We start from the raw sequence: 25526 nt of genomic DNA, 5'->3' as shown, positions 1-25526 counted from the left end.
TCCTCTTAGTAGGAGTATATTTGCACTTCAGGCATTTTCTTTGCCTTTTTTCTGTAGCTGATGTTCGCGCCTATCCTGTAGGGAAGCCCAACCGGCCGCCTTATGCAGCGCTTTAGAATGTTTTTCATCCTGTAGGTCTCTTTGTATATCCAGTAGTAGCCGTTCTGTAGTTCCTCGGCAGTCATTGTCTTTGGCTTGAACACCACCTCGCCAGTATGGTACTTGGCCCAGTCCCTGTCGGTTATGCGGCCTTCATTTTCGAGCTCGGCATAGAGGCGCGTGCCAGGAAGAGGGGTTAGTATGTGAAACTGCGCTGCAGCGATGTTATTGTCCATAACGAACTCGAAGGTATTACGAAAGACGTTTTTATCGTCGTTATCGAGGCCGAAGACAAAGCTTGCGATGACGTTTATCCCTGCGTCGTGTATCTTCCCGATTGCCTCTTTGTACTTTGCCGGCGAGTTCCAGCTCTTATTGACGTTCTTTAGATTAGCCTCCGATAGGCTCTCGAGCCCTATGAACGCGTACTGTCCGCCGCACTTGGCGTACAGGTTAAGGAGTTCTTCGTCCCGTGCAAGCGTTATCGAGGCCTGCGAGCCCCAGGTGCGTTTCATGGGGATAAGGGCATGAAAGAGTTCCTTTGCGTACTTCGGATGCCCGATGATGTTGTCGTCGAGAAAGAAGAAGTTACGCGTGTCGAAGCGCGATATCTCCTCCAGTACCTCGGGTATCGGACGGGTGCGGAACTTGTGGCCAAAGAACGCCGTCACAGCGCAGTAGCCGCAGTCGAACGGGCAGCCGCGTGTCGCCTGAAGAGAGTTAAAGCCGGAGGTGTACATGCTTCTATTCAGGAGCTCCCTTTTCGGGAACGGGTAGCCGCCCATGTCCGCCATCTTCTCGGCCTTGTATGTGGGCTTGAGCTCTCCCTTTTCGAGGTCTTTTAAAAGGCTCTCCCACACAAGCTCCGCCTCGCCGATTACAACGCTATCTGCGTGCGTAAGCGCTTCTTCGGGAAGCGCTGATGCGTGCACGCCGCCCATAATGACCTTTACGCCTTTTTTCCTGAATCCGTCTGCCACCGAGTACGCGTGCGGTATCTCTGAGGTAAAGCCGGTTATGCCAACGAGGTCGGGCTTCACGTTAAAGTCTATGTCCTTTACGCGAGCGTCGTGTATTTCGACTTCCCAGTCTTTTGGCGTGATGGCCGCAAGGGTAGGGAGCGCAAGGCGTATGAACCCTGCCTTGCCGGACTTCGATACTCCGCCAAAGTACGACCTGTCGCCTCTTGGGAGTATGAGTAAAAGTTTTTTCTTCGTCTCTACCATTGTTCCCTGTTCTACAGTTTGGGCCTTTTGCCTTTGAACCCTGCTTCTTTTTCGAATGCGTATGCGGCCTTCAGTATGGTCTTTTCGTCCAGATGTTTTCCAAGGAGCTGAAGCCCGATTGGCAGATTGTCGTTCGTAAGCCCGGAAGGCACCGAGATTCCGGGGATGCCTGCAAGGTTGCACGATATGGTGAATATGTCGGATAGATACATCGTAAGCGGGTCTTCGGTTTTTTCGCCGAACTTAAAGGCCGCTGTCGGAGAAGTGGGCGTAAGTATTACGTCGCACTTTTTGAATGCCTCGGTAAAGTCGCTTGTGATGAGTGTTCGAACGTCCTCGGCCTTTTTATAATACGCGTCGTAGTACCCGGCCGAGAGGACGTAGGTGCCAAGCATTATGCGGCGCTTTACTTCCTTGCCAAAATGCGCGTCGCGCGTCTTTCTGTACATGTCAACGAGCCCGCCCTCTGTTTTCTCGCGCTGCCCGTAGCGGACTCCGTCATACCTTGCGAGGTTGCTCGATGCCTCTGCCGTTGCGATTACGTAGTACACGCTTACGGCATACTCTGTGTGAGGAAGCGTTATGTCGACAATCTCTGTGCCGGATTTTTTATAGAAGTCTATTGCGTTCGTTATCGATGCCTCTACTTCCTTGTCGAGCCCTTTGACGAAGTATTCCTTCGGTATGCCGATTTTCAGGCCCTTTATGGAGGCGTCGATGCCTTCGGTATAATCCGGGACGTCGGATTTTATCGACGTCGAATCGCGTTTGTCGTAGCCTGCGATTGCGTTTAGCACGATGGCCGAGTCGAGCACGTCTTTTGTGAGCGGCCCTGCCTGGTCAAGCGACGAGGCGAATGCTATCATGCCGTACCGTGACACGCGCCCGTAAGTGGGCTTTAACCCGATAACGCCGCAAAGTGAAGCAGGCTGCCGTATCGAGCCTCCTGTGTCCGTGCCGAGGCTGAAGGCGCATTCGTTGGCGGCAACGGATGCAGCGCTTCCGCCGCTCGAGCCTCCGGGAACACGCGAAGTATCCCACGGGTTCTTTGTCTGCTTGTATGCCGAGTTCTCGGTCGATGAGCCCATTGCGAACTCGTCCATGTTCAATTTGCCAAGTATTACCGCACCGGCTGCCTTCAGCTTTTCTACAACAGTTGCGTCGTATGGCGGGATAAATCCTTTGAGAATTTTCGACGAGCACGTTGTTTCTATGCCCTTGGTGCAAAAGATGTCTTTTAACGCTACGGGTACACCTGTAAGCGGGGTTAATGAACCGTCCTTTATGCGCTTATCAGCTGCCTCAGCCTGTTTTAGTGCTTCTTCCCTGGTAACGGTCATGAAGGCTGCTACCTTGGGCTCGACGTCTTCTATCCTTTTTAGGTATGCCTTTGTGGCCTCTACGGAAGATATTTTTTTCTCCGAGAGGGCCTTTGAGAGTTCGTTTAGCGTAAGGGTTGTTATGTCCATTTTTTGTATGCCCTGTTGTCGAATTTTAGCCTTTATTATAAAGACTATCGGGGTATTTTACAATCCTTAATTGGCGCTTTCTTTATCGATATTATGAACACCCCGAGTATTACGAGAGCCATGCCAAAGAGCTGTGAGAGTGTCATCTCCTCGTTAAGAAGGAGCGCCGCAGCAATTGCCGTTGCAACCGGGCCGACGGTGCTCGTTATGGCGGCCTTGCTTGCGCCTATGCGCTTGATGCCAACGGCAAGCGTTATAAACGGTATGAAGGTCGAGAAGAACGCAACGGCGAAGATTAGCCACCATGCGTTAGGTTCTGTTGGGAATGCCTCGAAGCGCCATGTTGCCAGGAACGCACACGTTGCCGTTGTGGTCGTGTATGCAGCTACCTTCACAGGCGATACCCTCAAGCTTACGACCTGCGTTAGCACGTAGCTTCCGGAATAAACGGTTGCCGATATCAGCACGAGGGCCGCGCCAAAAAGGTGCCCTGATAAGCCGCCGCTAAAGACCTTCAGTGCAAAGGCAAGGCCCAGGTACGTGAGCGCGATTGCTATAATCTTACTCTTGTCGATACCTTCCTTCAAAAACACCGCGGTTATTATAATGACCATCGCCGGGTAGGTGTAGAGGATGATGCGCTCAAGTGTTGCATCTATATACAGAAGCCCGTGAAAGTCCGTCATCGCTGCTATGTAGACGCCAAGGAGCCCGCTTGCCATTAGATAGAGGAGGTCGCGTCTGCCGACCTTCTCTGATGGCATGAAGTACATGAGTATATAAAAGAACGGCAGCGCCATTATAAAACGAAGCGCAAGAAGTGTTTCCGGCGTTACGTTATATGCGTAGATGTACTTTGCAAGTATGCTCTTTGCAGAAAATGTCACGGAGGATACGGCAGTTAGCACGTAACCTGTCAAAATATATCTGGATTTCGCCTGTTCTGTCAAAGGTTCTGTCATCGTCCTGGTCCATATGGCAATGTTTTGTGCAATTTGCCAATAGAGTAGTATAATATGCGAAAGCGCATTGTGTCGATTTATTTTTTAAAAACCATTAAACCTTTTACCCACGGCGTCTGTCTATATATCAGATAAAGGCAGAGTATGGCCGGGGACGGTTCAGAGGTTCTTTTTTGATGAGCGGCATTAACGACAGGGAGCTTCTTGATAGCTACGTCCGCACAGGCGACGAGGCGGCATTTGCCGCGCTCATCGAGAGGTATCGTGCAAGGCTCTATGCCTTTGTATACAAAACGGTCGGGAATGAGGCTGACTCCCTCGATGTTTGCCAAAAGGTGTTTGTGCAGGTCTTTCTTAATGCCTCAGGGTTCGAATGGAGGTCGAGCTTCAAGACATGGCTTTATCGCATCGCCGTGAACGCGAGCTTGAACCACATCGAGGCAAGGGGAAGGGAGGCCGTAACGGTCGAAGATTTCGAGAGCCTCGGGGCCTTAGCAGCGTCAACGCCGCCCGAAGAGCTTATCAAGGGGGAAAGAAACAGGATACTTAAGCGGGCTGTGGACGAACTTCCCTGGAAGCAGAGGATGACGGTTGTAATGCGCATATACGAGGACTTGAGTTATTCGGAAATTGCGGACACGCTTGAATGTCCGCTTGGCACGGTAAAGGCGAACATGCACCACGCGTTAGCGTCGCTAAGAAAAAAGATAGGAAGTGATTTCGGACTTTGAAGTGAAAGTGTAGCAGACGTCGTTAATCTCAAAACTAAGGAGGAATGTCGTGGACGGTTTAAAAAGGTTTGCTGTGCTTGTATCTATGATTGCTGCCGCGGTTATCTTTGGCATGACCGGCACGGTTATGGCCGAGTCCGAGGGCAATGCTTCGTCATCTTCAGTGAATGCGTCTGACGAAGGCCGTAAGGTAGGCCCTCCTGCTGACGGCGAAAAGAGTGGCGAAGGCCGTAAGGTAGGCCCTCCTTCAGGAGATGCTTCGAAGGACGGCGTAAAGAAACTTCCGCCTCCTCCGCCCCCTGGTGCTCTGAAGGATGCAGTAAAGCCGCCGCTTCCGCCTGCTGACGGCGAAAAGAGTGGCGAGGGCCGTAAGGTTGGCCCGCCTTCTGACGGTGCAAAGGGTGGAGAAGGTCGCAAGGTGGGTCCTCCTGCTGACGGTGAAAAGAGTGGCGAGGGCCGTAAGGTCGGTCCGCCTGCTGATGGTGCAAAGGGTGGAGAAGGTCGTAAGGTGGGTCCTCCTGCTGACGGTGAAAAGGGTGGAGAGGGCCGTAAGGTTGGCCCTCCTTCTAACGGTGAAAATGGCGGCGAAGGCCGTAGGGTCGGCCCTGTTGACGGTGTCCAGAAGGCAGGTAATGGAAACTCACAGGCCGGGGCTCCAAAGGGTGCTTTAAATAGCGGTCGCAAGGCAGGTCCTCCGGCAGGTGCTAAGATGGGCGGAGCAGGCAAAGGCTCGAGGCCTGCGGCAGGTCGCAGATAAAGATAACTATGATGCCGGCGCGTTTTGCACGGAGCAGGCGCGCCGGCACATAAAGCGGAATCGAACGGGGTAGGCATATGGACTGTAAAGACATAAGGGAAAAAGGATTGTTGATAGATATCGTTGACGGCGCCCTGGCCGATGCCGCGCTTCTTGATGCACTTAGGCGCCACATAGACGGCTGCGCTTCGTGTAAAAGCGAACTTAAGGAGTTAAAGGCAGTATTTGGCTCTCTTAAGCAGGATGCAGCTGATTCTCGTGTCGCTTTGCCTGGAATCGGGAAGTTTGTCGGGCTTACCGTGGCGGTTAGAAGGGAAGTAGGCGATTTGAGCCGTAAGTCCAGGGAGAGAAGAAGTTTTGTTTTCAGGAAATTTGCGCCTGTGGCAGCTGTTGCCGTAATTGCCTTTGCCGCGCTTTTTTATAATACAGGGAACAAAACGACCGTTAGCAGCGATACAGGCGGCTCTTTACCGGCCCAAACAACGGATACTGTTGCAAGTAGCGACGCCATAACATTTGACGAGGACGAGATAGATGAGTTCTTTGCCTCCAGCGACAACGAGCGTTACGCTCTGCCGCCCGGGCTTGGCGAAAAGGAACTGGATAACGTATACGCGGATGTCAGGACAATGGGACGGCTTCTTGATTGATGCCGCAGTGCGCAGCCGCTATAATTTCACGGAGGGTTGGAAAATGAGATTTTTTACAAAGGCAGCTATATTCATGTGTTTGATATTGGCAGCGGTCATTGTTATGCCGAGCGGCTCCATGGCGGATGACGGGCCTAAAAAGGCGCTACGAGGTAATGATTATTCAAAGGGCGCAGGGCCCGGAGGCAATGGGCCAAAGGAAGGCGGGCAATTTGACCCGGCCAAGGCGGCTGAGGTGAAAAAGCGCATACTCGAGGAGAGAAATAAGCGGATGAAAGAGGAGCTAAAGCTTACCGATGAAAAGGCCGCAAAGCTCTTTACAGTGCTTACGAAGTACGACGCTATAATTGATGAGGATATCCGCTCGGGCATGAAGTTCAAGGACGAGGTCTCGGCTGCGCTAAAGAGCGGCAATATAAGCGAAGAAAAGGCCGCCGAGATAGTGAAAAAACTCGCGGAAAGGGAGAAATCCGTCTGCGACACGCGCCAGAAAAAGCACGATGAAATAAAGGCCATTCTCACATCAAAAGAAATGCTAAAGTTCATGATAATGGAGAAGCGTTTCATGCAGCGTATGAAGGAATTTGCCGACAAGCGCGGTGAGGCAGGGGAAGGTCCCGGAGCTGGCCGCGGCCCCGAAGGAGACAGAGAAGGCCGCAGGCCTCCGGCCGCCGGCGGGCCTAAGGGAGGTGCAAAACCGCCGATGGGCGGAGGGCCTCAGGGCGGAGGCGGCGGGGATTTCTTAAAGCCCCCGCGCGGCTGGTAGGCCGTTGAAAAATTCTTGATTAACGCGCCGCTTTGCACGATAATATATCGGTGCAAGGAGGGTCAGTGTATGAACGGGTTTAAGAAGGTAGCTGTATCTTTTGGAGCGGTATTCGTATTCGCGGTATTTTTCGGCAGCATGGATGCTTTGGCGGATAAGCAGTCTGCGACCAAGCCGGCTCAGAAGGGCGGGGAGGGAGCCGACCCGGCCAAGGAAGCCAGTGAATTAAAAAAACGTATTGTCGATGAGCGTAACAAGAAAATAAAGGAAGAGCTCGATCTGGGCTCGTCCAAGGCTTCAAAGCTTTTTGAGGTGCTTTCGAAGTATGATGGTCTTATTGAGGCTGAAATGCGCGAGTCGTTGGAATTCAAGAACGAAGTTGCCAATGCCGCAAAGGATGGCAGCGTGAGCGGGGGGCAGGCCGAAGAGTTTTTGAAAAAGTACGAGACAAGGGAGCGTGCGGCTTTTGAGTTAAGGCAAAAGCGGCATGACGAGATAAAAAATATCCTTTCTTCCAAGGAAATGCTAAAATTCCTGATATTCGAGAGACGTTTTGTTCAACGCACGGAAGAGCTGCTTGCCGGTTTTGGGCGGCAGGGCGGGCCGGGTAAGCCTCTTGGCGGACCTGGTAAACCTCCCGGCGGCCAGGGAATTAATACAGAGGCTGGCAGTAAGCAAAAAGCCGCTCCTCCTCCGCCACCGCGCGTTCCGAAGGCTCCTGGAACCAAGCCTCAGCAGGGCGGCGCGGCTTCGCAACCCAAATGACGGGTTTGTTGTGGCAGGTTTTTATAGCCGTAATGTCATGTTGCAGTAGGTAGTGTCATTTAAAAAAAACAAGGAGGGTTGCATGAAATTATCCAAGGTATATGGCATAGCCGCTATGGCATTGGCGGTTATGGTAATAGGTTCTGCTGCTTATGCTGAGAACGGGGCCGGAGACAAGCGTCCGCAGCAGCCTCCGCCGGGGGCAGCGATGCAGCAAGAGCTCACACCCGAGAAAATAAAGGAAATGAAAGAGAATGCGATAAAGGAGCGTAACTCCCGCATCTCCGATGAGTTCGGCTCGGATAAGGCAAAGAAGATTATAGCGATACTCGACAAGTACGAAATCGATATTAGCGAAAGTTTTGCCTTAAGGCGCGATGTCGGGGCAGCGGTAAATCAGACTGACAGGACTATAAGCGTTGACGACGCAAAGGCAAAGGCCCTTGTTGAGAGAATAGAAAAGGTGAAAAAAACGGCGTACGAAAAAAACACAAAGAGAAATGAAGAGCTTCTTAAGACCGTAGGCGGCAAGGATACGCTTAAGTTCATAATTCTCGAAAACATGTTTAACGCCCCTCCCGGTAAAGGTCCTGGCGGTCCTGGCGGTCTTGGCGGTCCCGGTGGCCCCGGTGGCGCACCAAGCGGTGCTCCTGGCGGCGGTCAAGGCGCCCCGGGCGGCGCACCCGGTGGCCCAGGCGGCCCTGGTGGTGGCGGCCAGAAGTAGCGCTAGCTGTACGGATATACCCTGTTAGGTATCAGGGCTTGTCTTGACGAATATCATGTTATGCAGGCATTCGACTGTAACCCCGAATGCCTGCATAATTATTTTAGGGGTAAGGGTTTCTTTTGGAGAGCCCGAGGCCTCAAATTTTCCGTTGTTGAATATGAAAAGCTCGTCAAAGGCCGCCGCGATGTTCAGGTCGTGAAGCGCCATGACAACGCTTACGCCGCGCTCATGCGATATTTTTTTAAGGAGCGCGAGGAACTCTATCTGGTACTTTATGTCGATGTTGGCGAGAGGCTCGTCAAGTAAAAGCGTTTTCGAGCCCTGCCTAAGCAGCATCGCAAGGAAGGCCCTCCTTCTTTCGCCGCCGCTAAGTTCGTTTACAAAGGCATGCTGTTTGTGCGCGATGCCGGTTAGCGTCAATGCCTCGCCTGTGCCTATTGCCGCATTCCCCTGCTCGCCCATCTTGACAAGGTCGTCTACCGTGAACGGCACATCGAAGTCCATTGTCTGAGGAAGGTAGCTTACGAGCCGCGCGCGTTCTTTTGGCGAACAGGAGTGCACGTCCCTGCCGTCTATCAGCGCAGCGCCCGAGAGAGGCCGTACGAGACCGGCCATGATCTTTAGCACTGTGGATTTTCCGGCGCCGTTTACGCCAAGCAGTCCGGTTATCGCGCCGCTCTTTACGCTTAGGGAAAGAGAATCGATAAACGGCTCGTTTGCCGAGTAGGAAAAGCGGATGTTTTTAAGTTCCAGCGAAGTCTTTGTCATAACGCGTTAGTCGCCAAGCATCGTCTTCTTTCGTAAAAGGTAGAGAAAGTACGGCGCCCCTATGAGCACGGTTATTATGCCGGAGGGAAGCTCCGTTGGCGCGATTATGGTTTTTGCCGCTGTGTCCGAGACCGTAAGGAGCGCTGCCCCAAGCGCCATGGAGTACGGCACGACGGCGTTCGACGTCGTGTGTCCGGAAAACCGCACGATATGAGGCACGAGAAGCCCGATAAACCCTATTACCCCGCCAAGCGCCACCGATGCCGCTGTCATGAGGGATACGGCGACGAAAAATAACAGCCGTTCTTTCGACGGCGAGAACCCGAGGCTGTGGCAGAGCTCGTTGCCGAGGATCAACGCGTCAAGGGCCTTTAGCCTTGTAAACGTTATCGCGAGCCCCGCGGCCATCAGGACGAATGCGTAGGGCAGCATGTTCCAGTCCGAGCCCGAGAGGTCGCCGAATATCCATGTAAGGGCGCGTCGTAAGCCAGGGTCGCTTGATACGCTTAAGAGAAGCATCAGCGCGGACGTGAAGATAAACCCCGTGCCTATGCCCGCGAGAAGAAGCCTTTCCGGCACGATGCGCGCGCCCTTGGAGCCCAGCCAGCCGACTATTACGCACACAAGTGCCGCGCCGATAAAGGCGAGCGTGTTTACGGAGAGAGCGGCAAGAAGCGATGATGAAATGATCAGTCCGAATGCGGCGAAGAAGGAAGCGCCGCTAGATATGCCGAGGATGTAGGGGTCCGCGAGCGGGTTCCTTAGCACTCCCTGGAGAACTGCGCCGGAGGCGCCAAGGCACGCTCCTATTAGAATTGCCGTGAGAACGCGCGGCAGCCGCACTGAAAAAAGTATTTCTTGCGATACAGGGTCAGGGTTAAACGGGTTTATGAAGACCGGGAAGCAGATGAGCGCAATAAAGGCCGCGGCCCCGGGAAGCGCTATGAATATGAAGGCTGCGCGCCTTTTGCTCATTATTACCGGCCCTCTTTGGCGTGTATCATTTTATCGAGTTCTTCCATGCCGTCTATTGCCCTTGGCGTAAGCCTAAGAAGCGATTCCGGCGCGTAGTAGACGCGGCCTTCCTTGACGGCCTTTGTCGAGGCGAGTTTTTTAAGAAGCCCCTTCGACATTTCTTCTATATTCTCGGAGCCCCTGCCTATGATTATTATGTCTGGCGAGGAGCGTATTATTTCCTCTATCGAGAACACAGGGTAATTGGTCTTCGCGTTCTTTGCGATGTTGTCGAGGCCAAGGGATATCATCGCGTCGTTTAGGAGCGTGTTTGCTCCGGCTGTCATTACGGGCTCCGGCCATACGATGAAGATGGCGGTCTTTTTCGGGCCGCGCCTCGATGTCTTTTTTTCGAGCTCGTGTATGCGAAGTTCGAGTGCGGTCGTAAGCCTCGCTGCAGCGGTTTCGGCGCCAAGGGCCTTGCCAAGCCTTCGTATCTCGCCCGGCAGTTCGTTTAACCGCCTGGCCTTTATTACGACCGTCCTTATTCCGAGCGAATCGAGGCGCGTCTTTATTTCCTTGGGGTTGCCGTCCTCGGTAAGGACTACGACATCGGGCTTTGCCCTTATTATCGCTTCGAGAGACGGGTTGGCCATGCCGCCGATTTTCGGTTTTTGCTTTGCGTCTTCAGGGTAGTTGCAAAAGTCGGTTACGCCGACGATGTTATTGGCAAGGCCAAGCGCGTAGAGCGTTTCCGTAACGCTTGGCGCAAGCGATACTATACGCTGAGCTTTCTGAGCCTTGTCAGCCTGACTTTCTGCGGTCAAGAGCGTTAATAGCAGTATGAGTATTACGAGAGCGCGTTTAATCATGTTGAGCCTCCAGCAGGTCGTGGTAGTAGAATCGGTCGTCTCTTAGAACGCTTTCTCCGTGTGTAAATTCGATTGGCCACGAAAATACCGGCCCCGAGTAGCAGAATGTGTGGAACTCGCCGTTTTCTCCGCACGGGTCAACGGTCTTTGGCAGGGCGCCGAGGAAGGCGGCGCCGTAATCCATGCCAGCGAAGTTTTTATCCAAGGCCTTAGTGTCCACGCAGGTGATTATAGCCTTAAAGCCGTTTTTTATAAAGCTTCGTGAAAGCCCCGTGGTATCCTCGCCCCAGAGCGGGAATATCCCGTGGAGCCCGGCAAGGCTAAGGCGCTCTTCGCGGTATTTTCGTATATCCTCGAGGAAAAGGTCGCCGAAGGCAACTGCTTCGACTCCGAGGTCTTTATACTTGCAAAGCGTTTTATGCATGACGGCGTCGTAGGCCGCGTTGTCTGCCTTTGGCAAAACCGGGACTTTTTCAAGCGGCAGCCCTGTTGCCGCTGCCTGGGCCTCAAGGAGCGTGGTCCTTACGCCGTGCATGCAGATTCTGGAATACTCCTCGCTAACGGTTGTAAGGAGCGCTACCACTTCTATGTTTTCGTCGGCCTTTAGCCGTGCAAGGGCCATGGAGCTGTCCTTGCCGCTGCTCCAGGCCATTAATACTTTTTTGCGTTTGCCGGTTGCCATGTCTTTTTTTGTTCCTAAATTTTTGCCGCGCAAATAACGAGGAACGCGGCCTCTGTGATTTCCGAGACAAACCCGAACACGTCGCCTGTTACGCCGCCAAGTTTTCTTCTAAAGAACGCGGCCAGAGCGGCAACGAAAAATATCCAGACTATAAAAAAAACTATTCCTTTGACTTTGAAAAAATATATAAGCGGTATAAGCATCATGGCCGACGCGATAACGGCGTTTGCCTTCGAATTTTTGCAAAACAGCAGTCCGAGCCCGTTTTCGCGGGCATAGGAGCCAAGCGAGGCAAGAAGCGCCATTGCCCAGCGTCCTGCCGCAGGGAATAGAAATAACGCGGCAAGCGAGTTTTGTTTTATAAGCACAAGGATGCACGAATATTTCACGAGCAGGAGAATTGCAACCGAGGCCGAGCCGATAGCTCCTGCTGCCGGGTCTCTCATTATTTTAAGGCGCTCTTCCGGCGTGCTGCCTCCTGCGAGCGCGTCCACCGTGTCCATGAACCCGTCTGTGTGCAGCGCCCCGGTCAATACGAACAGGAGCGCAATAATGATCGCCGCTGTTATCTCGGGCGGCAGCGCAGGAGATGCCGCCATATGCAATGCAAGCGATAGAGCGCCAAGGAGCATCCCTACTGCCGGAAAAAACATGACAGAGCGCCCCGTGTCTGTAGCAGTAGGGGAAAGCCCCGTCCACGGCCTGAGTATGGTAAGAAATTGAAATGCAGTAAAAAATGCGCGCACGTGCCTTTATCCTACGAAGTTTTCTTGAGTTGCATCGGTATGCCCGATATCATTGCAACGGCGTTTGCTGCGCTCTTTGCCATGCGCTGGTTCATGAACCCCGCAAGGTCTGTAAACCTTCGCGTGGAGGCTGCCTCCGGTATGACGCCCATGCCAAGTTCGTTCGACACTGCGATTACCGGCGTTTTGCAGTTTTCTATCGCCAGGGCCAGCGCGTTTATTTCCTTTAGTATCGCATTGTCCGAGGCAGCGCTTCCGTGCGTAATGTTAAAGAGCCAGAGGGTTAAACAGTCGATTACGGCCACGTCGAAGCCCTTTAGCCCGTTAAGGGTCTTTGCCACCTTGACCGGCTCCTCGATGGTGCGCCACCCAGCGCCGCGTTCTTTCTTATGGCGCGAGATGCGCTCCATCATCTCGGAGTCGTAGGCAATGGCGGTTGCGATAAAGAGCTTCTTTTTTCCGGTCTTTTTCGCAAGTTCAAGCGCGTGCGAGCTTTTGCCGCTTCTTCTGCCGCCTGTTATGAACGTGAAGCGTCCGGCTTCCTTCGTCATACTGCCTTTTCGGATGTTTCGTTATTTTTCCCGGCAACGCCGGCATCCTCGAATGTCGCCATTTCAGAGTATGCTGCCATGGCAGCGTCTATTACGAGCATTGCAACTGCCGCCCCGGTGCCTTCGCCAAGCCTCATGCCGAGGTCTAGTATCGGTTTTGCCCCGAGCTTTAGAAGCACGGCAGCGTGCCCTTTTTCAGCCGAGAGGTGCGAGTGCAGCAGGTATTTTCTCACATGAGGGTTCATGGCGCAGGCTATGAGGGCCGCTGCGCCGGAGATGAAACCGTCCACAACGACCGGGATATTTCTTGCCGCGGCCCCGAGACAGAGCCCTGTTATCGCGCCGATTTCCGCGCCGCCTATCTTTGCGAGCGCGCCGACAGGGTCGTTTTTGTCCGGGGTGTTTACAATAATGGCTTTTTCTATGGCAGATATCTTTTTCAAGAGCACGGCGTCGTCTATGCCTGTGCCCCTGCCTGTTACCTCTGCTGCCGAAAAACCGGTATAGAGCGATGCGATGGCGCTCGATGCCGTTGTGTTGCCTATGCCCATCTCTCCGGTGCCGTATAGAGTGAAGCCTTTGTCGGCGTATTCGGCGGCCATTTCGATGCCAACCTCGATGCATCTTTCGGCCTCCGCGCGCGTCATTGCCGGGCCTTTTGTCATGTTCTTCGTGCCCTTGAGTACTTTTTTGTGAACTATCGGCGCGCTTTTGTCGAAGTCGTAGTCAACGCCGACGTCTATTACCGCATGGTGCGCGGACGCGGCCCTTGCAAGGGCGTTGATTGCGGCTCCGTTGCCGATAAAGTTAAGCACCATCTGCGCCGTTACTTCCTTCGGGTAGGCGGAAACACCTTCCCCTGTAACGCCGTGGTCGGCTGCGAAGGTGAATACGGCCTTTTTAAGCTTGTCGGGCCTCGGGTTGCGTCTTATCGAGGCGATAGACGCGGCAATGTCCTCGAGGCGGCCGAGGCTGCCTTTGGGTTTGGTAAGGGTATCGAGCCTTTTTCTTGCCGCTTCCAGGCTTTGTTCGTCAACGGGCTTTATGGATGCCAGTGTTTTTTCTATGAGAGGCGTCATGTGTTTTTCCTGTAGGAACGTTTTTTTGTCAAAAAGTTTTCGCCGGCCCTTTAAAGCGGCGTAAAGGGCCGGCGAAATGCTTAGAACCTTACTTTTGCTCCGCCGTAGAGGCTTATCTCGGGCGAGGGGTAGTACACGAGCTGTCCGGCCGAGCCCTTTACGCCGTACTCGGAGTGTTCGTCGCTAAACACGTTGTCAGCCCCGGCGTAGAGCTCGAAGTTCCCGTTTTTGTAGTCGAGCTTTAAGTCGAGGGTTGAGTAGCTCTCGAGTTTTTTCGACGTATTGCTGTTGTCGCTGTCAAAGTATCTCTTGCCAACATAGTTCACGGCAGCCGAGACTTTCAGCGAATCAGTTACGGCTATTACGGCCGTTGCGTTGCCGCTGTTACGGGGGATGAGCGGTATGGTGTTGCCTTTTATTCTCCAGTGGTTGTTGCTCATGTCTGCGTATGTTCCGGACTCGAACTTTGCGTTCATGTATGTCCAGTTGAGGTTTAGTTTGACCCTTTTGGGGAGTTCTGCCGTAATGTGCCCTTCGATGCCTTCGTGCATTGTTTTGTCGAGGTTCTGGTTCTCGCCGATAAACATCATCCAGAAGGAGTCGTACCTGGCAAACGGGTTGTAGTAGAGTTCGTTTTTCAAGCGGGTTTTGTATGCCGTAACGCCAAGCGATATGTTTTCGGTTACGGGCTGCACAAAGCCTGCCTCGATGGTTTTTGTTTTCTCCGGCTTTAGCGGCACTATGGTGCCGTCGAAGGCAAACAGCTCGTCGGTTGTAGGCAGCCTGAAGCCTGTTGCGTAGCTTACGAAGAGTTTTCCGCCCTCTGTGTGGTTGAATGTCACGCCTGCCTTTGCCGCGTTATTCTCAAAGAGGTTCTTGCCAAACCCCATGGTGTCGGAACCGAAGTTGTCGGTATTGTGTATGCGGTCCTTAAAAAGCGTCCTGTTTAGCCTGTAGCCTGCTTCTATCGAGAGGTCTTTAGTTGCATTAAACGTATTATACATATAAACAGCGTTTTCGTCCTTGGATACCTTGGATTCGGTCGTGGATATGTAGGCCCATAGCGGCATATTGTATTCCGATATGCCTTCTGCCTCGGCGTTCTGGAAGTCCGCACCCATGGTAAGCGTATTTTTCCTGAGGGCCGAGGTTGATTCGAATACGGCCTTTACCTTGATGTCGTCGGTAGTGGTATCCCTGTTCATGCTCCATGTGTCGCCGCCCGTGAAAAACATCGAGCTGTCGGTTGAGCGGTCCGATGAGCCGTAAGAGAGCGAAAGTTCCGTCCCGGGGCTTGCCTGGAAGGCAAGGTCAGCTCCTTTTGCGTTCTGTTTGTAATCCGCGCTGTCTTGCGGGGAGTGAGTTTGTGTTCTGTTCGCCTTCACTTCCGCTTTGCTTAGATACCCCGGATACCCTTGCGTATCTTTATGATAGGAGCCGAAGAGGTCGAGGTGCAGTTTGTCCGTCAGGTCGTGGGTGAGTGTGGCGTTCACGTCCGTTGAGTCGAAGTCGCTGTTTTCGCGGTAGCCTTCCTCTTTGCGATCGAGGAAGCTAAGGTTTATCCCTGTTCTTCCGTTCGAGCCGCCGACATCTAATAGCGTACGTTCGTTTCTGTAAGAGCCCTCGGCAATAAGGTGAGCGCCCGGGCGTTTGTGTTTCTTGGTGATGATGTTTATTACGCCCGATGTCGCGTTGTCGCCGTAGAGAACGCTCGATGTGCCGCGAACAACCTCTATTCTCTCGACGTTTTCGAGCTGTATAAGGTTCCAGTCAACGCCGCTTAGGTCTATTGCGTTAACCTTTCTGCCGTCTACGAGGATGGCAGTGTTGACCCCTCTGGCAAAGCCCCGCATGTCGACGGTGGATTTCGTGCCCATGCCAAAGAAGTCCCTGACTATTATTCCGTGCGTGTCCTCGAGGACATCCGGGACGGTCCTCGAAGTCGAGTCCTCTATGTCCTCTTTTGTTATGACTGTTGCGTCCGCGGATATTTTATTTACCTCGGCCTCGCTCCTTGTGGCTGTTACGGTTACGTCCGAGGGTTCTTCTTCGTCCTTCTTATCTTCGGTTGCCGCTGCTTCGCTTGAAACCGCCGGTGTTTCCGTGCCTTGGTCTTCGCCTTCCGCAGCCGCGTTAAACGGCAGTGCGAATATGAATAGAAAAATGCCCATTACGAGCACATTAATAAATGCGCGAAACATGATGGATGCTCCTTAAGTGTTTTTTTTGTGTGTGGATTGTGCTGCGTGTTGCCCCGTTTGAAACGGCTAGGGCTCTTAATGGAATGTATGTGTCACCGGACACCTCCCGCGAGGATTTCGTATGCACGGGTATTCCGGCTCAGGGCATGATGCGTTATCTTCCTACTCGCCCGCCTTCCCGCCTTTTATTGGCAGTGGCTGTTGATTTGGGCTTTCGTTCCCTTTACGGCTGCGGGGCAGCGGGGGATTTTCACCCCTCTTCCACGCGTGCATCCGTTTTTGAATCTGGCTAATTCTATACCTGCTTGTCTTTGGTGTCAAGGACTTTCAGGCAGGTAAGCAGCTTTATTCTATAACCTTTGGAACCTTGAAGCATCCATCCGCGCTCTCGGGCGAGTTTCCAAGCGCAGCATCCCTGTCAAGGGACGGGGCTACTGTGTCTGGCCGAAGCGGAGTGAGCCGCTCCGTGGACTTGGTGCCGAGTTTTGCAACGCTACTTGTGTCGGCCTTTGAGATGGTTTCTACGTGCCCGAGAATTCGTCCGAGCTGCTTTGTGTAGAGGTCTTTTTCCTCTTCCGTAAGCTCAAGCCTCGCAAGCACTGCCACATGTTCTACGTCTTTTCTTGTTATTGCCATCGCGCATAGCTCCTTAAAAGCAAGAGGCACAACTTTACCATAAGGTAGCGGCATTTTGCAAGTGCATGGTACTGCGTATTTGCCCAAACGGGTAAAAAGGTCTTGACAAAAAGCCGGAATTGAGATAAAACAGGTCTTAATTAGCCTTTAAAGGTGTCAGGGAGGTAATATTGTTCAGATTAAGCAGAGGCTCGGAGTATGCCATACGCGGAATACTGCATCTTGCGCTTGAGCCTGTTGGTAAGATTTCCTTTATAGAGGAGATTGCCGAGGCACAGGAAGTGCCAAAGGCGTATCTTGCCAAGATCTTCCAGACGCTTTGCAAAAAAGGATTTCTAAAGTCAACGCGCGGCCCGGGCGGCGGCTTTGCTCTTATAAAGAGCGCAAGCGATATCTCCATGCTCGAGATAATCGAGGCAATGGAGGGGCCAATCAACCTAAATGATTGTCTTATAAGAAAAGGCTATTGCTCGCGCGAAAAAAGATGCCCTGTGCACGATGTGTGGCGCGATGCGCAGGACAGGTTCCTGGACTATTTGCGTAATTGCAGCTTTCAAAAGCTTGCCGACGACAGCCGCGTTAAACAGGCTGCGGCAGGCTTGTAGAATCAAAAAGCAGATAATCGGTTTACAAGACAAGAATGTCTGCTATACTTATGCGATATTTAGGACAAACGCACTACATTAATCTTGTTTGCCGTTTTGCGCTAACAGCCGATGCATTACCAAGGTAGAGACGTTTATTGAAGCAGAAGTAACAATAAAAACAGCAGCACAGAAGGGAGAGGGAGGTGCACTATGAGCGATCACGCATCAGAGCAGCACTGGGAAACAAGTATATACCCGTTTATCATTAGCGTCGGTATACTGTTTCTCATACCGCTGGCATTCGCATTTCAGTTCGTTTACAAAATGCCGATGCTTGCGGTTTTTTCATTCGGTATAGGCGTAATACTAACTGTCTACGGAGTGGCAGGCTGGGTAGGCGAGGCTGTTAGCGTCAAAACAGAGGTCGGGCTGACGCCGGTAGCAATGCCGTGGTTCATTTTGGCAGAGGCCTTCATATTCATCGGGTTCTTCGCAGCCTACTGGGTAACGAGGATAACCTATGACGGCAACTGGCCGCCTCCGGGAACACCGGCGCACATGCCAATACTCGTGCCAATCATAATGACCGTTATCCTTCTTGCCTCGAGCGTTACCATCCACGTGGCAGAGACAAAGCTCGAAAAGGGCGATAATTCCGGGTTCATGAGCTGGCTCATCATTACCATCATACTCGGCATATTTTTCCTCGGGTTCTCGGCAAAGGAATGGTCAAACCTCTTTGGCGAAGGGTTTTATCCGAAGACCAATATCTATGCAACATCGTTTTTCTCGATTACCGGCTTCCATGCCTCGCACGTGCTGGTTGGAATATGCGCCTTTATAGCAGTAGCGCTTGCTGCGGCAAAGGGCAAGATCCACCACACATTCACAAAGAGCGCCAGCATATACTGGCACTTTGTAGACATCATCTGGTTCTTTGTCGTAACGCAGATATACTTCTGGTGAGGGTAGGCTTCCGATGAGGGCTTTGACAACGAGGATAGGTGGGATGTCGGTTCTGGCAGCGGCGCTGTTTTTCGCGTGCGCACCCAGGGCTTGGGCGGAGTTTGGCCCGAAGCCCGGCAAGACCACCCTTGACCCCGGCGTGCTCATGATAGACGAGGATAAGTACCTTGGCGCGAATGTTATTGCCGATTACGCTCTCGTTGATTCGAAAGGCGCTGCCTTAAATCTCAAGGACTTTCTCGGCAAACCGTTAATCCTCGTTCTTTCTTATTACGACTGCGAAGGCGCGTGCCCCACTCTAAACAGGGAGCTGTCGAAGATGCTCGAATCCCTGAAGAGAACCAGGGCAGGCGAAGACTACCGCGTGCTTACGCTGTCGTTCGATAAGGAAGATACCGATTCGAAGATGACTCACTTTGCCTCCATGCTCGGGCTTTCCGACGGGCTTGGCAAGGGCTGGACGGTTGCGCGGTTCAAGGATAACGGCGACATAAAGAAGTTCACCGATTCCGTCGGTTACCGTTTTTACTGGTCAACGCGGGAGAGGCTCTTTATCCACCCGAGCGCGTATATTGTTGCTTCGCCCGAGGGGCGCATAACGCGCGTTCTCTACGGCGCGTATTCGGGCGCAAAGGATATGGAGCTTGCCGTGCTCGAGGCAAAGAGCGGCAAGGAAACAGGCTCCAAGTTCAGGGACATAAGCGACATGATAACGGTCGGCTGCTACAGCTACAATTATTCGAGCGGAAAGTATACGTTAAACTATCCGCTCATCATAAGTGCGGCATCGCTCTTTTTCGGCGTGTCGCTTGTTATAGGCGCTTTATTACTCAAAAAGAGAGGCAATAAGGAGGAGGGCATATGAAGAAACTTCTTACGGCGGCCTTTGCGCCGCTTGCCGTGTTGTTTATGGCAGGTGTCGCCATGGCCGGCGAGTACGGGGAGGCCGGGGTCGCAAAAAAAATCAACGACCCGGCTGCTGGTTGGGACAAGCTGTGGCATCACACCCTGATAGACATAACCGTTATAGGGGTAATAGTTGCACTAATAGTTATTATACTCCTTATAAAGTACAGGGCAAAGCACGAGGGGGCGGTGGGAAAATCGCCAAAGCTCTCGACCGGAATGATGCTTGGGTGGGCGCTTATTCCGGCGTTCGCATTCATGGCCGACGACTTCTTTCTCGCGCTAAAGGGATGGAACCTGTTTAACGATTATAGAAAGGTTCCGGCAGAGCGCTACGAAATCAACATGACGGCCTCGATGTGGAACTGGCAATTCAGTTATCCAAACGGCGCGGAAACGAACAACGAGCTCGTTGTTGCCAAGGGTAAGCCCGTCATGCTCAAGATGAAAAGCACGGACGTTGTGCACAGCCTCTATATCCAGGAATACAGGGTTAAGGAAGACGCCATGCCCGGCAGGATTACTTACATGTGGTTCTATCCAAAGGCAAACGGCGAGTTCATAATGACATGCGCCGAGTTCTGCGGAGTGCTTCACAGTAAGATGTTTGGCAAGGTCAAGGTGCTCGAGCCTGCAGAGTTCGATAAGTGGCTCGAGGAACACAAGCCTGCTGCGACGGAGTCAAAGGAGGGGAATAAGTCATGAGCGAGAAAAAGGGTTTTAGCCTGAAAGAATGGATATTTACAACCGACCACAAGAGGGTCGGCATACTGTATCTCATAGGTTCGCTCGCTGCTTTTGCAGTGGCCGGCATCATGGCCGTGCTGATAAGGCTCGAGCTCTGGAACGTGGGGCCGACAATCACCGATAACCCCAGCGCATATAATACGTGGCTATACTTCCACGGAGCCGCGATGATTCTGGGTTTCCAGATACCCGCGCTTACCGGGTTCCTCGCAAACTACCTGATACCGCTTCAGATAGGGGCAAGGGACGTTGCATTCCCGAGGCTTAATGCGCTTAGCGTGTGGCTCTTCTTCATGGGCATAGTGCTCGCACTCCTGACATTCGTCATCCCTGACCCGCCAGATATTATGTGGACAGGGTATCCGCCGTATTCGATAGTATCGCCTGGCAACACGGCCTTCTATACATTTACGGTTCTTTTAATCGGCTTCTCGTCCATAGCCGGAGGCGTGAACTTCCTCACAACAATCATCAAGATGAGGGCCCCGGGCATGGGATGGAACCAGATGAACCTCTTTGTGTGGGGCACGATGGGCGCTTTCATAATACAGCTCATCTTCGTTCCGGTGCTTGGCACTGCGGTGACGATGCTGACCTTCGATAAGTACCTCGGCACGCAGTTCTTTAGCGCCATAGCAGGTGGAGACGTGCTTATATACCAGAACCTCTTCTGGTTCTATTCGCACCCTGCGGTGTACGTCATATTCCTGCCGTTCTTTACAATCATAATGGAGATAGTGGCGACCTTCGCAAAGAACAGGCCCTTTAACTATAAGGTCGCGGTCTACGGCGGCATCTGGGTAATAGTGCTTATAAGCGGAGAGGTTTGGGCGCACCACCTCTACACAAGCGGCCTTGTCGACTGGTTAAGAGTAGGGCAGATGGTAACGACACTTCTAATCAGCGTGCCGGTTGGCCTGATGGTTATAAGCCTTGTCGGTACTTTATACAAGGGGGCTATAACCGTAAAGACCCCTATGCTCTACGCTATAGGGTTCATATTCCTGTTCCTTGTCGGAGGCCTGACAGGTATTCCGCTTGCCATGCTTCCGCTTGACATCAACTTCCAGGATACTCAGTTCGTGACTGCGCACTTCCACTACGTCATGGCCGTGTCCGGGACATTTGCCATCTTCGCGGCCGTATACTACATATTCCCGAAGATGACCGGGAAGATGTACAACGAAACGTGGGGCTGGATAGGTTTCTTTGTGAGCTTCATAGGCGTGAATATCACCTTCTTTACGATGTTCATTCCCGGGCTCGAGGGGCTTCCGAGAAGGTATTATGATTATGAGCTCTATTCCCAGTTCGTGGGGCATCAGCAGCTAATGACGATTGGCGGCTTTATAATAGGCCTTGGAGCGGTGATTATCTATCTTAACTGGATAATCGGCGCAATAGCGGGTAAGAAGGCTCCCGGTAATCCGTGGGGCTCGAAGTCCCTTGAGTGGCAGACGCCGCAAACGCCGCCTGCGCACGGCAACTGGGGTCCGGAACTTCCCAAACTCTCCAAGGACTGGACGCCGTATAACTACTCAGAGTAACGTTAATTAAGAGGCGGAGGATTCGTTATGAACGCAGATACATCCAAATCAAGAAAGCTCTTTATGGCGCTTGGCATAACGGTCGCCAGCGCTTACATACTGATGGTAGTGGGCACGTTCGTTACATCGACGGGCTCGGGGCTCGGGTGCCCGGATTGGCCGCTTTGCCACGGCACAGTTGCACCGCCCCTTGAGATGCAGGTGTGGTTTGAGTGGGGGCACCGTCTCCTTGGCGCCCTTACCGGGTTCCTTATACTCTATAGCACCTTCGTGATATGGAAGAGCTATAAGGGAACTTCGCTCTACCTCATGCTCGGTGTTGGAGGTCTGCTCGTTGCCGCCGTGCTCTTTGGCGGCCTTATCGTGCACACCGAGGCCCCGCTTCTCGAGAGCTTCACGCATGTGCTCATTATTTCGTCGCATCTACTGATAGCCGTGGTGGTCTTTACGCTCCTTATATTTGTGTTAAGGAGCGTCGGCCCCCTTGGCGAGGATGCCGGCACAGGCGCGTACGCGCTCATCTTTACGGCGATATTCATGCAGGTCGTTGTGGGGATATTTGTGAGGTACTCAAGCGCAACACTTGCGTGCCCGGACTTCCCGCTCTGCCACGGCTCGATAATACCTGACATCATGAGCCAGAAGATAGTGCTTCAGGTGTTGCACCGCGCGGTCGCCTTTAGCGTCTTGGCGCTCGCAGTGGTGCTCTTTGTGCGCTCTGTGCGCAAGGAGAAGTCAGCGAACGCAAGAGGGCTTCTCTTTACTATTGCCCTCATAGTGCTTCAGGGCGCGTTTGGCGCTGCAGTAGTGTTCTCAAGCATGTTTTTGCCGTTCATTATACTGCACGGCGCAACAGGGTTTTTCCTTATGGGATGGCTCGCGTACAAGTCGGCCCCGTACTTTCTTATGAGGTCTGGGGCCGCGGCCGAACAGCGAAGCCACATCGTGGGGGCCGAGGCCCTATGAAGAACTACGCCATCGGCTATAAGAAGGAGACGATAGGCGCCTTGACGGCGCTCTCTCCCTTTGCCGATTGGATAGTGCTTTGTAAGCCCGGCATAGTCGGGCTCGTGCTGGTGGCTGCCTTTGCAGGGATGTTCGTCGGAGGCGTTACCGGCCTCGATGCGCTGCACGTAGTATTTGGTCTTATTGGGCTTGGCGGCGCCACCGCAGGTGCTGCCATGCTAAATAACTACATAGACCGCGATATAGACGGCCTTATGGAGAGGACTTCGGGCCGCGCCCTTGCAAGGGGCGCTGTGTCAGCGGAAAAGGTCCTTATAGCGGGTTATGTCCTCGTGTTTTTGTCACTTGTGCTTCTCTACGAGTTTGTGAATGTTGCCGCTGCTTTAACTACCGCAGCCGGTGTTTTTGGCTATGTTATTCTCTACACGCTCATACTAAAGCGGAGAAGCGCCTGGGCAAACCAGGTCGGCGGGCTTGCAGGAGCTATGCCGCCTGTCATAGGCTACGCAGCTGCTACCGGCACTGTGGATATGACAGCAGCAATACTTTTCTTAATTGTAGCTCTCTGGCAACAGCCGCACGCAATAAGTCTGGCAATGATTTACAGAGAGCAGTACAAGAAGGCCGGCATACCGGTCATACCGGTTGCAAAGGGCATAGCGGCCTCCAAGACGCGCATATTCGTTTATACGGCTTTTCTCGGCGCAGCCTCAGCGCTTCCGTATGTTATCGGCATGGCAGGGGCCTTTTACATGGTGTCGGCGATGTTCCTTGGCGCGGCCTTTGTTTTGATGTCTGTGCTTTTCCTCTTCTCCAAAAAGGAAAAATCGCCGCTCGTGTTCGCATTTTCGATAGTGTATCTTTCGGTGCTTTTTGCCGCTTTGCTGGCGGATCTGGTTTAATACACATGACAGAGTCTTTCTAACGGAGGTTTTTATGGAAACAAGAGAAATGACAGTCGATACGAATGAAAAAAAGGGTAACGGCAGGCTTCTTCTTGTGGTTTATGTGGTGGCCGTGCTTATAGTCGCTTATTTTATGGACAACGCCGTCTCTGCCCTTGACTTCATAGCAAAGAGATAGGGTATAATGCCCTGCAATGGGTACCGAAGCTATTCTCACATACCTTGGGCTCGCGCTTATAGGCGGAAGCGGGCTCTCCATACTTACCGGCCTGGGCTTCATACTCTCGGGGCAAAAGACAAGGCACAAGGCTGCAATGCTTACGGCAACGGCGCTGGCAGTGCTTTTTGTCGTCGTGTATACCATAAAGTCGTCGATGTATCCGCCTGTGAGGTACGCAGGGCCCAATAGGGGCATATACCTTTTCATACTCTGGTCGCACACCGTACTTTCCATAATCAACATGCCGCTTGCTGCTGTTACGGTCTATCTCGGGCTAAAAGAGAGATTCGACAGGCACAAAAGGATAGCGCCCTATACCGCAGGGGTCTGGATATATGTTGCCGTAACCGGCTGGATTATTTACTTTTTCTTGCACTAAAGAATTTTAGTCCGAGGGGGTTGACAAAGCGGATGTTTTGGTCTATATTATATAGGTGAGCGATTTAGTAGGGTAATAGATAAATTTTTTTGCCTTGTTTGAAGATAAATAAGACCAAAATAATCCAAAACCAACACGGAGGTAACGAAGACATGCAGGAAGCGAATGTAGTAAAGAAGAAGGTTTATACGGATAATGCAGTAAACAAGGTAACACACCTAAAGACCGACGCCCTTGCCCAGGATACGTATTATTTCAAGGACGGGCAGGTGCTTGATTATCACAGGCATCCAAACGGCGACCAGGTATTTTTTGTTCACGAAGGTAAGGGCACTTTCTATCTCGACGATAACGGCGAGAAAACGCTTGCCCTTGAACCGGGTGTTGTAGTGCTTGCTCCAAAGAACGTTTGGCACAAGATTGTTGCCAAAGGCGAGCTCATCGTGTCCCAGGCAACGGTACAACCGGCCGGGATGGAAAAAAGGGCGTAAAATAAGGACCTCCTTCCTTTTATACGCCTGTAAGAGACAGGGCAGGGGCTGGCTGGCCTCCTGCCCTGTTTTAGATTTCAGCTTTATTTAATTATGAACGGCTCTCCGGGGGTAAGGAGCTTCAGATTTTCCGGCCCCGGGTTATTTGATTGGAATGCTGCTTTTATGCGTTCAGGAGGGGCAAAGAGCGGCTCGTCCGTTAAATCGAATGTGCCCCAGTGTATGGGGATAAGTATTTTTGCTTTGAGTTCCTTTGTAACTTCGTGGGCCTCCTCCGGGTTCATGTGATAGGGCTGCATGAACCATCTTGGCTCGTACGCGCCGATTGGCGCAAAAAGCACGTCAACAGGGCCAAACTTTTCGCCAAGCTCCTTGTAGCCTTCGTAGTAGCCCGAATCCCCAATCCAGAATATCTTCTTTCCGTTTGCCTCGATAAGAAAGCACGCCCACTGCATTCTGTTATTGTCGGTGAGCGTGCGCTTTGACCAGTGTTGGGAAGGCAGCGCCGTTATCTTAACTCCGCTGGAGGAAAAGCTCTCGAACCAGTCTATGACCGTATTTTTTGATGTGCCGCGTTTCTCGAAATACTTTTTGTATCCGTTCGCAGTGACGAACACGGGATTGTCGCGCCTTATGAGGTATTCGATGCTTTTTGTGCTAAGGTGGTCGTAGTGGCCGTGCGAGATGAGCACGTAGTCTATCTTTGGAAGTTTATCAAGCTCGACCGGGAAGGGAGCTTTCCGCTTTATAAAGAACGTGACGTCGAAGAACACGGGGTCTGTTATAATGCGCTTACCCCCTGCCTTTATGAGCACTGTCGAGTGCCCGAGCCATACGGCATAATCAGAGCCTGTTTTCTCTAGCGTGTCAAAGTCGGTTGCAACTGTTGAAAGGTTAAAGGGCTTTTTCCTTTCTTCTTCAAAGGCGTTTTTCGAGAACTGCCATTTCAGGAAATCGAAAAAGCCTTTTCTCGAGTCGGTGAGCCAGGGGTTACGGAAAGTGCCGTCCCCTCGGTGGTGCATCTTTTGTTTGATTTTTTCTTCGAGCGTCATGTTTTTTGGCACGATAAAGGTGTCTCGCGTAATATAGGAATACGCGTTTATGACCACTATTGTTATTATAAACGCGAGAAGCGCCTTCTTTGTCCTTTTGAAACGGGTGGTAGCCATAA

29 protein-coding genes and 1 riboswitch are annotated in these 25526 nt (G+C 52.4%); of the genes, 16 read left to right on the top strand and 13 right to left on the bottom strand.

Annotation, left to right across the window (positions count from 1 at the left end; translation table 11 throughout):
- Positions 1-5 precede the first annotated feature (5 nt).
- From OEV59_06035 to OEV59_06025, 3 genes are read right to left on the bottom strand one after another with little or no spacing between them, the layout of a single operon-like run.
- Positions 6-1325 (bottom strand): B12-binding domain-containing radical SAM protein, encoded by a 1320-nt coding sequence (locus OEV59_06035; GenBank protein ID MDH4227296.1) that lies wholly within the window; start codon positions 1323-1325, stop codon positions 6-8.
- A gap of 11 nt (positions 1326-1336) precedes the next feature.
- The gene (gene gatA / locus OEV59_06030) at positions 1337-2794 is read right to left on the bottom strand and encodes an Asp-tRNA(Asn)/Glu-tRNA(Gln) amidotransferase subunit GatA (protein MDH4227295.1); all 1458 of its coding nucleotides are present in this window, start codon (positions 2792-2794) and stop codon (positions 1337-1339) included.
- Between the two features lie 44 nt (positions 2795-2838).
- Positions 2839-3744, bottom strand: coding sequence for a DMT family transporter (locus tag OEV59_06025; protein ID MDH4227294.1), 906 nt, complete (start codon positions 3742-3744; stop codon positions 2839-2841).
- 188 nt (positions 3745-3932) lie between these two features.
- Between OEV59_06025 and OEV59_06020 the strand changes: the two genes are divergently transcribed.
- From OEV59_06020 to OEV59_05995, 6 genes are all read left to right on the top strand, one after another.
- Positions 3933-4487 carry a sigma-70 family RNA polymerase sigma factor gene (locus OEV59_06020; GenBank protein MDH4227293.1) on the top strand — a complete coding sequence of 185 codons (555 nt, stop codon included), beginning with the start codon at positions 3933-3935 and terminating at the stop codon, positions 4485-4487.
- Positions 4488-4536: 49 nt separating this feature from the next.
- Complete coding sequence (locus OEV59_06015; GenBank protein MDH4227292.1) at positions 4537-5244, top strand: hypothetical protein; 708 nt, start codon at positions 4537-4539, stop codon at positions 5242-5244.
- A 77-nt stretch (positions 5245-5321) separates the two neighbouring features.
- Positions 5322-5894 carry a hypothetical protein gene (locus OEV59_06010; GenBank protein ID MDH4227291.1) on the top strand — a complete coding sequence of 191 codons (573 nt, stop codon included), beginning with the start codon at positions 5322-5324 and terminating at the stop codon, positions 5892-5894.
- Positions 5895-5937: 43 nt separating this feature from the next.
- Complete coding sequence (locus tag OEV59_06005) at positions 5938-6660, top strand: hypothetical protein (protein MDH4227290.1); 723 nt, start codon at positions 5938-5940, stop codon at positions 6658-6660.
- Positions 6661-6729: 69 nt separating this feature from the next.
- The gene (locus tag OEV59_06000; protein MDH4227289.1) at positions 6730-7425 is read left to right on the top strand and encodes a hypothetical protein; all 696 of its coding nucleotides are present in this window, start codon (positions 6730-6732) and stop codon (positions 7423-7425) included.
- An 82-nt stretch (positions 7426-7507) separates the two neighbouring features.
- Positions 7508-8149 (top strand): hypothetical protein, encoded by a 642-nt coding sequence (locus OEV59_05995; protein MDH4227288.1) that lies wholly within the window; start codon positions 7508-7510, stop codon positions 8147-8149.
- Positions 8150-8173: 24 nt separating this feature from the next.
- On the opposite strand, the gene OEV59_05990 is transcribed toward OEV59_05995, so the two are convergent.
- The 9 genes from OEV59_05990 to gatC all read right to left on the bottom strand — a co-directional run bounded on the left by OEV59_05990 (position 8174) and on the right by gatC (position 16641).
- On the bottom strand, positions 8174-8920 hold the full coding sequence (locus OEV59_05990) for an ABC transporter ATP-binding protein (protein MDH4227287.1): 747 nt from the start codon (positions 8918-8920) through the stop codon (positions 8174-8176).
- Between the two features lie 6 nt (positions 8921-8926).
- Complete coding sequence (locus OEV59_05985; GenBank protein ID MDH4227286.1) at positions 8927-9895, bottom strand: iron ABC transporter permease; 969 nt, start codon at positions 9893-9895, stop codon at positions 8927-8929.
- Positions 9896-9897: 2 nt separating this feature from the next.
- Positions 9898-10746, bottom strand: coding sequence for a helical backbone metal receptor (locus tag OEV59_05980; GenBank protein ID MDH4227285.1), 849 nt, complete (start codon positions 10744-10746; stop codon positions 9898-9900).
- Complete coding sequence (locus OEV59_05975; protein ID MDH4227284.1) at positions 10739-11428, bottom strand: adenine nucleotide alpha hydrolase; 690 nt, start codon at positions 11426-11428, stop codon at positions 10739-10741. The genes OEV59_05980 and OEV59_05975 overlap by 8 nt, the downstream gene beginning before the upstream one ends.
- Before the next feature lie 14 nt (positions 11429-11442).
- Positions 11443-12174 carry an adenosylcobinamide-GDP ribazoletransferase gene (gene cobS / locus OEV59_05970; GenBank protein MDH4227283.1) on the bottom strand — a complete coding sequence of 244 codons (732 nt, stop codon included), beginning with the start codon at positions 12172-12174 and terminating at the stop codon, positions 11443-11445.
- A gap of 11 nt (positions 12175-12185) precedes the next feature.
- Positions 12186-12725 (bottom strand): bifunctional adenosylcobinamide kinase/adenosylcobinamide-phosphate guanylyltransferase, encoded by a 540-nt coding sequence (gene cobU, locus OEV59_05965; protein ID MDH4227282.1) that lies wholly within the window; start codon positions 12723-12725, stop codon positions 12186-12188.
- Positions 12722-13804 (bottom strand): nicotinate-nucleotide--dimethylbenzimidazole phosphoribosyltransferase, encoded by a 1083-nt coding sequence (gene cobT / locus OEV59_05960; GenBank protein MDH4227281.1) that lies wholly within the window; start codon positions 13802-13804, stop codon positions 12722-12724. Before cobT ends, cobU begins: the two co-directional genes overlap by 4 nt.
- 80 nt (positions 13805-13884) lie before the next feature.
- A complete protein-coding gene (locus OEV59_05955) occupies positions 13885-16005 on the bottom strand; it encodes a TonB-dependent receptor (protein MDH4227280.1) in 2121 nt (706 codons plus the stop codon).
- 109 nt (positions 16006-16114) lie between these two features.
- Positions 16115-16298: riboswitch (cobalamin riboswitch) on the bottom strand.
- A gap of 52 nt (positions 16299-16350) precedes the next feature.
- On the bottom strand, positions 16351-16641 hold the full coding sequence (gene gatC / locus OEV59_05950) for an Asp-tRNA(Asn)/Glu-tRNA(Gln) amidotransferase subunit GatC (GenBank protein MDH4227279.1): 291 nt from the start codon (positions 16639-16641) through the stop codon (positions 16351-16353).
- Positions 16642-16811: 170 nt separating this feature from the next.
- Between gatC and OEV59_05945 the strand changes: the two genes are divergently transcribed.
- The 10 genes from OEV59_05945 to OEV59_05900 all read left to right on the top strand — a co-directional run bounded on the left by OEV59_05945 (position 16812) and on the right by OEV59_05900 (position 24355).
- Positions 16812-17246 carry an Rrf2 family transcriptional regulator gene (locus tag OEV59_05945; protein MDH4227278.1) on the top strand — a complete coding sequence of 145 codons (435 nt, stop codon included), beginning with the start codon at positions 16812-16814 and terminating at the stop codon, positions 17244-17246.
- 192 nt (positions 17247-17438) lie between these two features.
- Positions 17439-18194 carry a heme-copper oxidase subunit III gene (locus OEV59_05940; GenBank protein MDH4227277.1) on the top strand — a complete coding sequence of 252 codons (756 nt, stop codon included), beginning with the start codon at positions 17439-17441 and terminating at the stop codon, positions 18192-18194.
- A 43-nt stretch (positions 18195-18237) separates the two neighbouring features.
- Positions 18238-19059: an SCO family protein gene (locus OEV59_05935; protein MDH4227276.1), complete on the top strand. Its 822-nt coding sequence runs from the start codon at positions 18238-18240 to the stop codon at positions 19057-19059.
- Positions 19056-19805: a cytochrome c oxidase subunit II gene (locus OEV59_05930; protein ID MDH4227275.1), complete on the top strand. Its 750-nt coding sequence runs from the start codon at positions 19056-19058 to the stop codon at positions 19803-19805. The genes OEV59_05935 and OEV59_05930 overlap by 4 nt, the downstream gene beginning before the upstream one ends.
- On the top strand, positions 19802-21394 hold the full coding sequence (locus OEV59_05925; protein MDH4227274.1) for a cbb3-type cytochrome c oxidase subunit I: 1593 nt from the start codon (positions 19802-19804) through the stop codon (positions 21392-21394). The genes OEV59_05930 and OEV59_05925 overlap by 4 nt, the downstream gene beginning before the upstream one ends.
- Positions 21395-21421: 27 nt before the next feature.
- On the top strand, positions 21422-22360 hold the full coding sequence (locus OEV59_05920; protein MDH4227273.1) for a COX15/CtaA family protein: 939 nt from the start codon (positions 21422-21424) through the stop codon (positions 22358-22360).
- A complete protein-coding gene (gene cyoE, locus OEV59_05915; GenBank protein MDH4227272.1) occupies positions 22357-23262 on the top strand; it encodes a heme o synthase in 906 nt (301 codons plus the stop codon). Before OEV59_05920 ends, cyoE begins: the two co-directional genes overlap by 4 nt.
- A 34-nt stretch (positions 23263-23296) precedes the next feature.
- Positions 23297-23443 (top strand): hypothetical protein, encoded by a 147-nt coding sequence (locus tag OEV59_05910; GenBank protein MDH4227271.1) that lies wholly within the window; start codon positions 23297-23299, stop codon positions 23441-23443.
- Between the two features lie 16 nt (positions 23444-23459).
- Positions 23460-23864 carry a DUF420 domain-containing protein gene (locus tag OEV59_05905; GenBank protein MDH4227270.1) on the top strand — a complete coding sequence of 135 codons (405 nt, stop codon included), beginning with the start codon at positions 23460-23462 and terminating at the stop codon, positions 23862-23864.
- Positions 23865-24016: 152 nt separating this feature from the next.
- Positions 24017-24355, top strand: a complete 339-nt coding sequence (locus OEV59_05900) for a cupin domain-containing protein (protein MDH4227269.1) — start codon at positions 24017-24019, stop codon at positions 24353-24355.
- An 83-nt stretch (positions 24356-24438) separates the two neighbouring features.
- Here the strand turns inward: OEV59_05900 and OEV59_05895 are convergent, their stop codons facing one another.
- Complete coding sequence (locus OEV59_05895; protein MDH4227268.1) at positions 24439-25524, bottom strand: MBL fold metallo-hydrolase; 1086 nt, start codon at positions 25522-25524, stop codon at positions 24439-24441.
- Positions 25525-25526 lie beyond the last annotated feature (2 nt).

This window comes from Deltaproteobacteria bacterium, assembly GCA_029858205.1.
In the GTDB taxonomy this organism is placed as follows: domain Bacteria; phylum Desulfobacterota; class GWC2-55-46; order GWC2-55-46; family DRQE01; genus JAOUFM01.
The sequence above is the reverse complement of the archived record's forward strand: the minus strand, read 5'-3'. Positions and strand labels throughout refer to the sequence as shown.

What these genes read in the sequence shown, in the direction of transcription:
- gatC (MDH4227279.1), bottom strand. Translation starts at nt 16,641, where the DNA reads ATGGCAATAACAAGAAAAGACGTAGAACATGTGGCAGTGCTTGCGAGG.
- cobU (MDH4227282.1), bottom strand. Translation starts at nt 12,725, where the DNA reads ATGACGAAGGAAGCCGGACGCTTCACGTTCATAACAGGCGGCAGAAGA.
- OEV59_05895 (MDH4227268.1), bottom strand. Translation starts at nt 25,524, where the DNA reads ATGGCTACCACCCGTTTCAAAAGGACAAAGAAGGCGCTTCTCGCGTTT.
- gatA (MDH4227295.1), bottom strand. Translation starts at nt 2,794, where the DNA reads ATGGACATAACAACCCTTACGCTAAACGAACTCTCAAAGGCCCTCTCG.
- OEV59_05955 (MDH4227280.1), bottom strand. Translation starts at nt 16,005, where the DNA reads ATGTTTCGCGCATTTATTAATGTGCTCGTAATGGGCATTTTTCTATTC.
- OEV59_05980 (MDH4227285.1), bottom strand. Translation starts at nt 10,746, where the DNA reads ATGATTAAACGCGCTCTCGTAATACTCATACTGCTATTAACGCTCTTG.
- OEV59_05920 (MDH4227273.1), top strand. Translation starts at nt 21,422, where the DNA reads ATGAACGCAGATACATCCAAATCAAGAAAGCTCTTTATGGCGCTTGGC.
- OEV59_05930 (MDH4227275.1), top strand. Translation starts at nt 19,056, where the DNA reads ATGAAGAAACTTCTTACGGCGGCCTTTGCGCCGCTTGCCGTGTTGTTT.
- OEV59_06000 (MDH4227289.1), top strand. Translation starts at nt 6,730, where the DNA reads ATGAACGGGTTTAAGAAGGTAGCTGTATCTTTTGGAGCGGTATTCGTA.
- OEV59_05910 (MDH4227271.1), top strand. Translation starts at nt 23,297, where the DNA reads ATGGAAACAAGAGAAATGACAGTCGATACGAATGAAAAAAAGGGTAAC.
- OEV59_05900 (MDH4227269.1), top strand. Translation starts at nt 24,017, where the DNA reads ATGCAGGAAGCGAATGTAGTAAAGAAGAAGGTTTATACGGATAATGCA.
- OEV59_06010 (MDH4227291.1), top strand. Translation starts at nt 5,322, where the DNA reads ATGGACTGTAAAGACATAAGGGAAAAAGGATTGTTGATAGATATCGTT.
- OEV59_05990 (MDH4227287.1), bottom strand. Translation starts at nt 8,920, where the DNA reads ATGACAAAGACTTCGCTGGAACTTAAAAACATCCGCTTTTCCTACTCG.
- OEV59_05935 (MDH4227276.1), top strand. Translation starts at nt 18,238, where the DNA reads ATGTCGGTTCTGGCAGCGGCGCTGTTTTTCGCGTGCGCACCCAGGGCT.
- OEV59_06035 (MDH4227296.1), bottom strand. Translation starts at nt 1,325, where the DNA reads ATGGTAGAGACGAAGAAAAAACTTTTACTCATACTCCCAAGAGGCGAC.
- OEV59_05940 (MDH4227277.1), top strand. Translation starts at nt 17,439, where the DNA reads ATGAGCGATCACGCATCAGAGCAGCACTGGGAAACAAGTATATACCCG.
- OEV59_05975 (MDH4227284.1), bottom strand. Translation starts at nt 11,428, where the DNA reads ATGGCAACCGGCAAACGCAAAAAAGTATTAATGGCCTGGAGCAGCGGC.
- OEV59_05995 (MDH4227288.1), top strand. Translation starts at nt 7,508, where the DNA reads ATGAAATTATCCAAGGTATATGGCATAGCCGCTATGGCATTGGCGGTT.
- cobT (MDH4227281.1), bottom strand. Translation starts at nt 13,804, where the DNA reads ATGACGCCTCTCATAGAAAAAACACTGGCATCCATAAAGCCCGTTGAC.
- OEV59_05905 (MDH4227270.1), top strand. Translation starts at nt 23,460, where the DNA reads ATGGGTACCGAAGCTATTCTCACATACCTTGGGCTCGCGCTTATAGGC.
- OEV59_05925 (MDH4227274.1), top strand. Translation starts at nt 19,802, where the DNA reads ATGAGCGAGAAAAAGGGTTTTAGCCTGAAAGAATGGATATTTACAACC.
- OEV59_06005 (MDH4227290.1), top strand. Translation starts at nt 5,938, where the DNA reads ATGAGATTTTTTACAAAGGCAGCTATATTCATGTGTTTGATATTGGCA.
- OEV59_05985 (MDH4227286.1), bottom strand. Translation starts at nt 9,895, where the DNA reads ATGAGCAAAAGGCGCGCAGCCTTCATATTCATAGCGCTTCCCGGGGCC.
- OEV59_06020 (MDH4227293.1), top strand. Translation starts at nt 3,933, where the DNA reads ATGAGCGGCATTAACGACAGGGAGCTTCTTGATAGCTACGTCCGCACA.
- cyoE (MDH4227272.1), top strand. Translation starts at nt 22,357, where the DNA reads ATGAAGAACTACGCCATCGGCTATAAGAAGGAGACGATAGGCGCCTTG.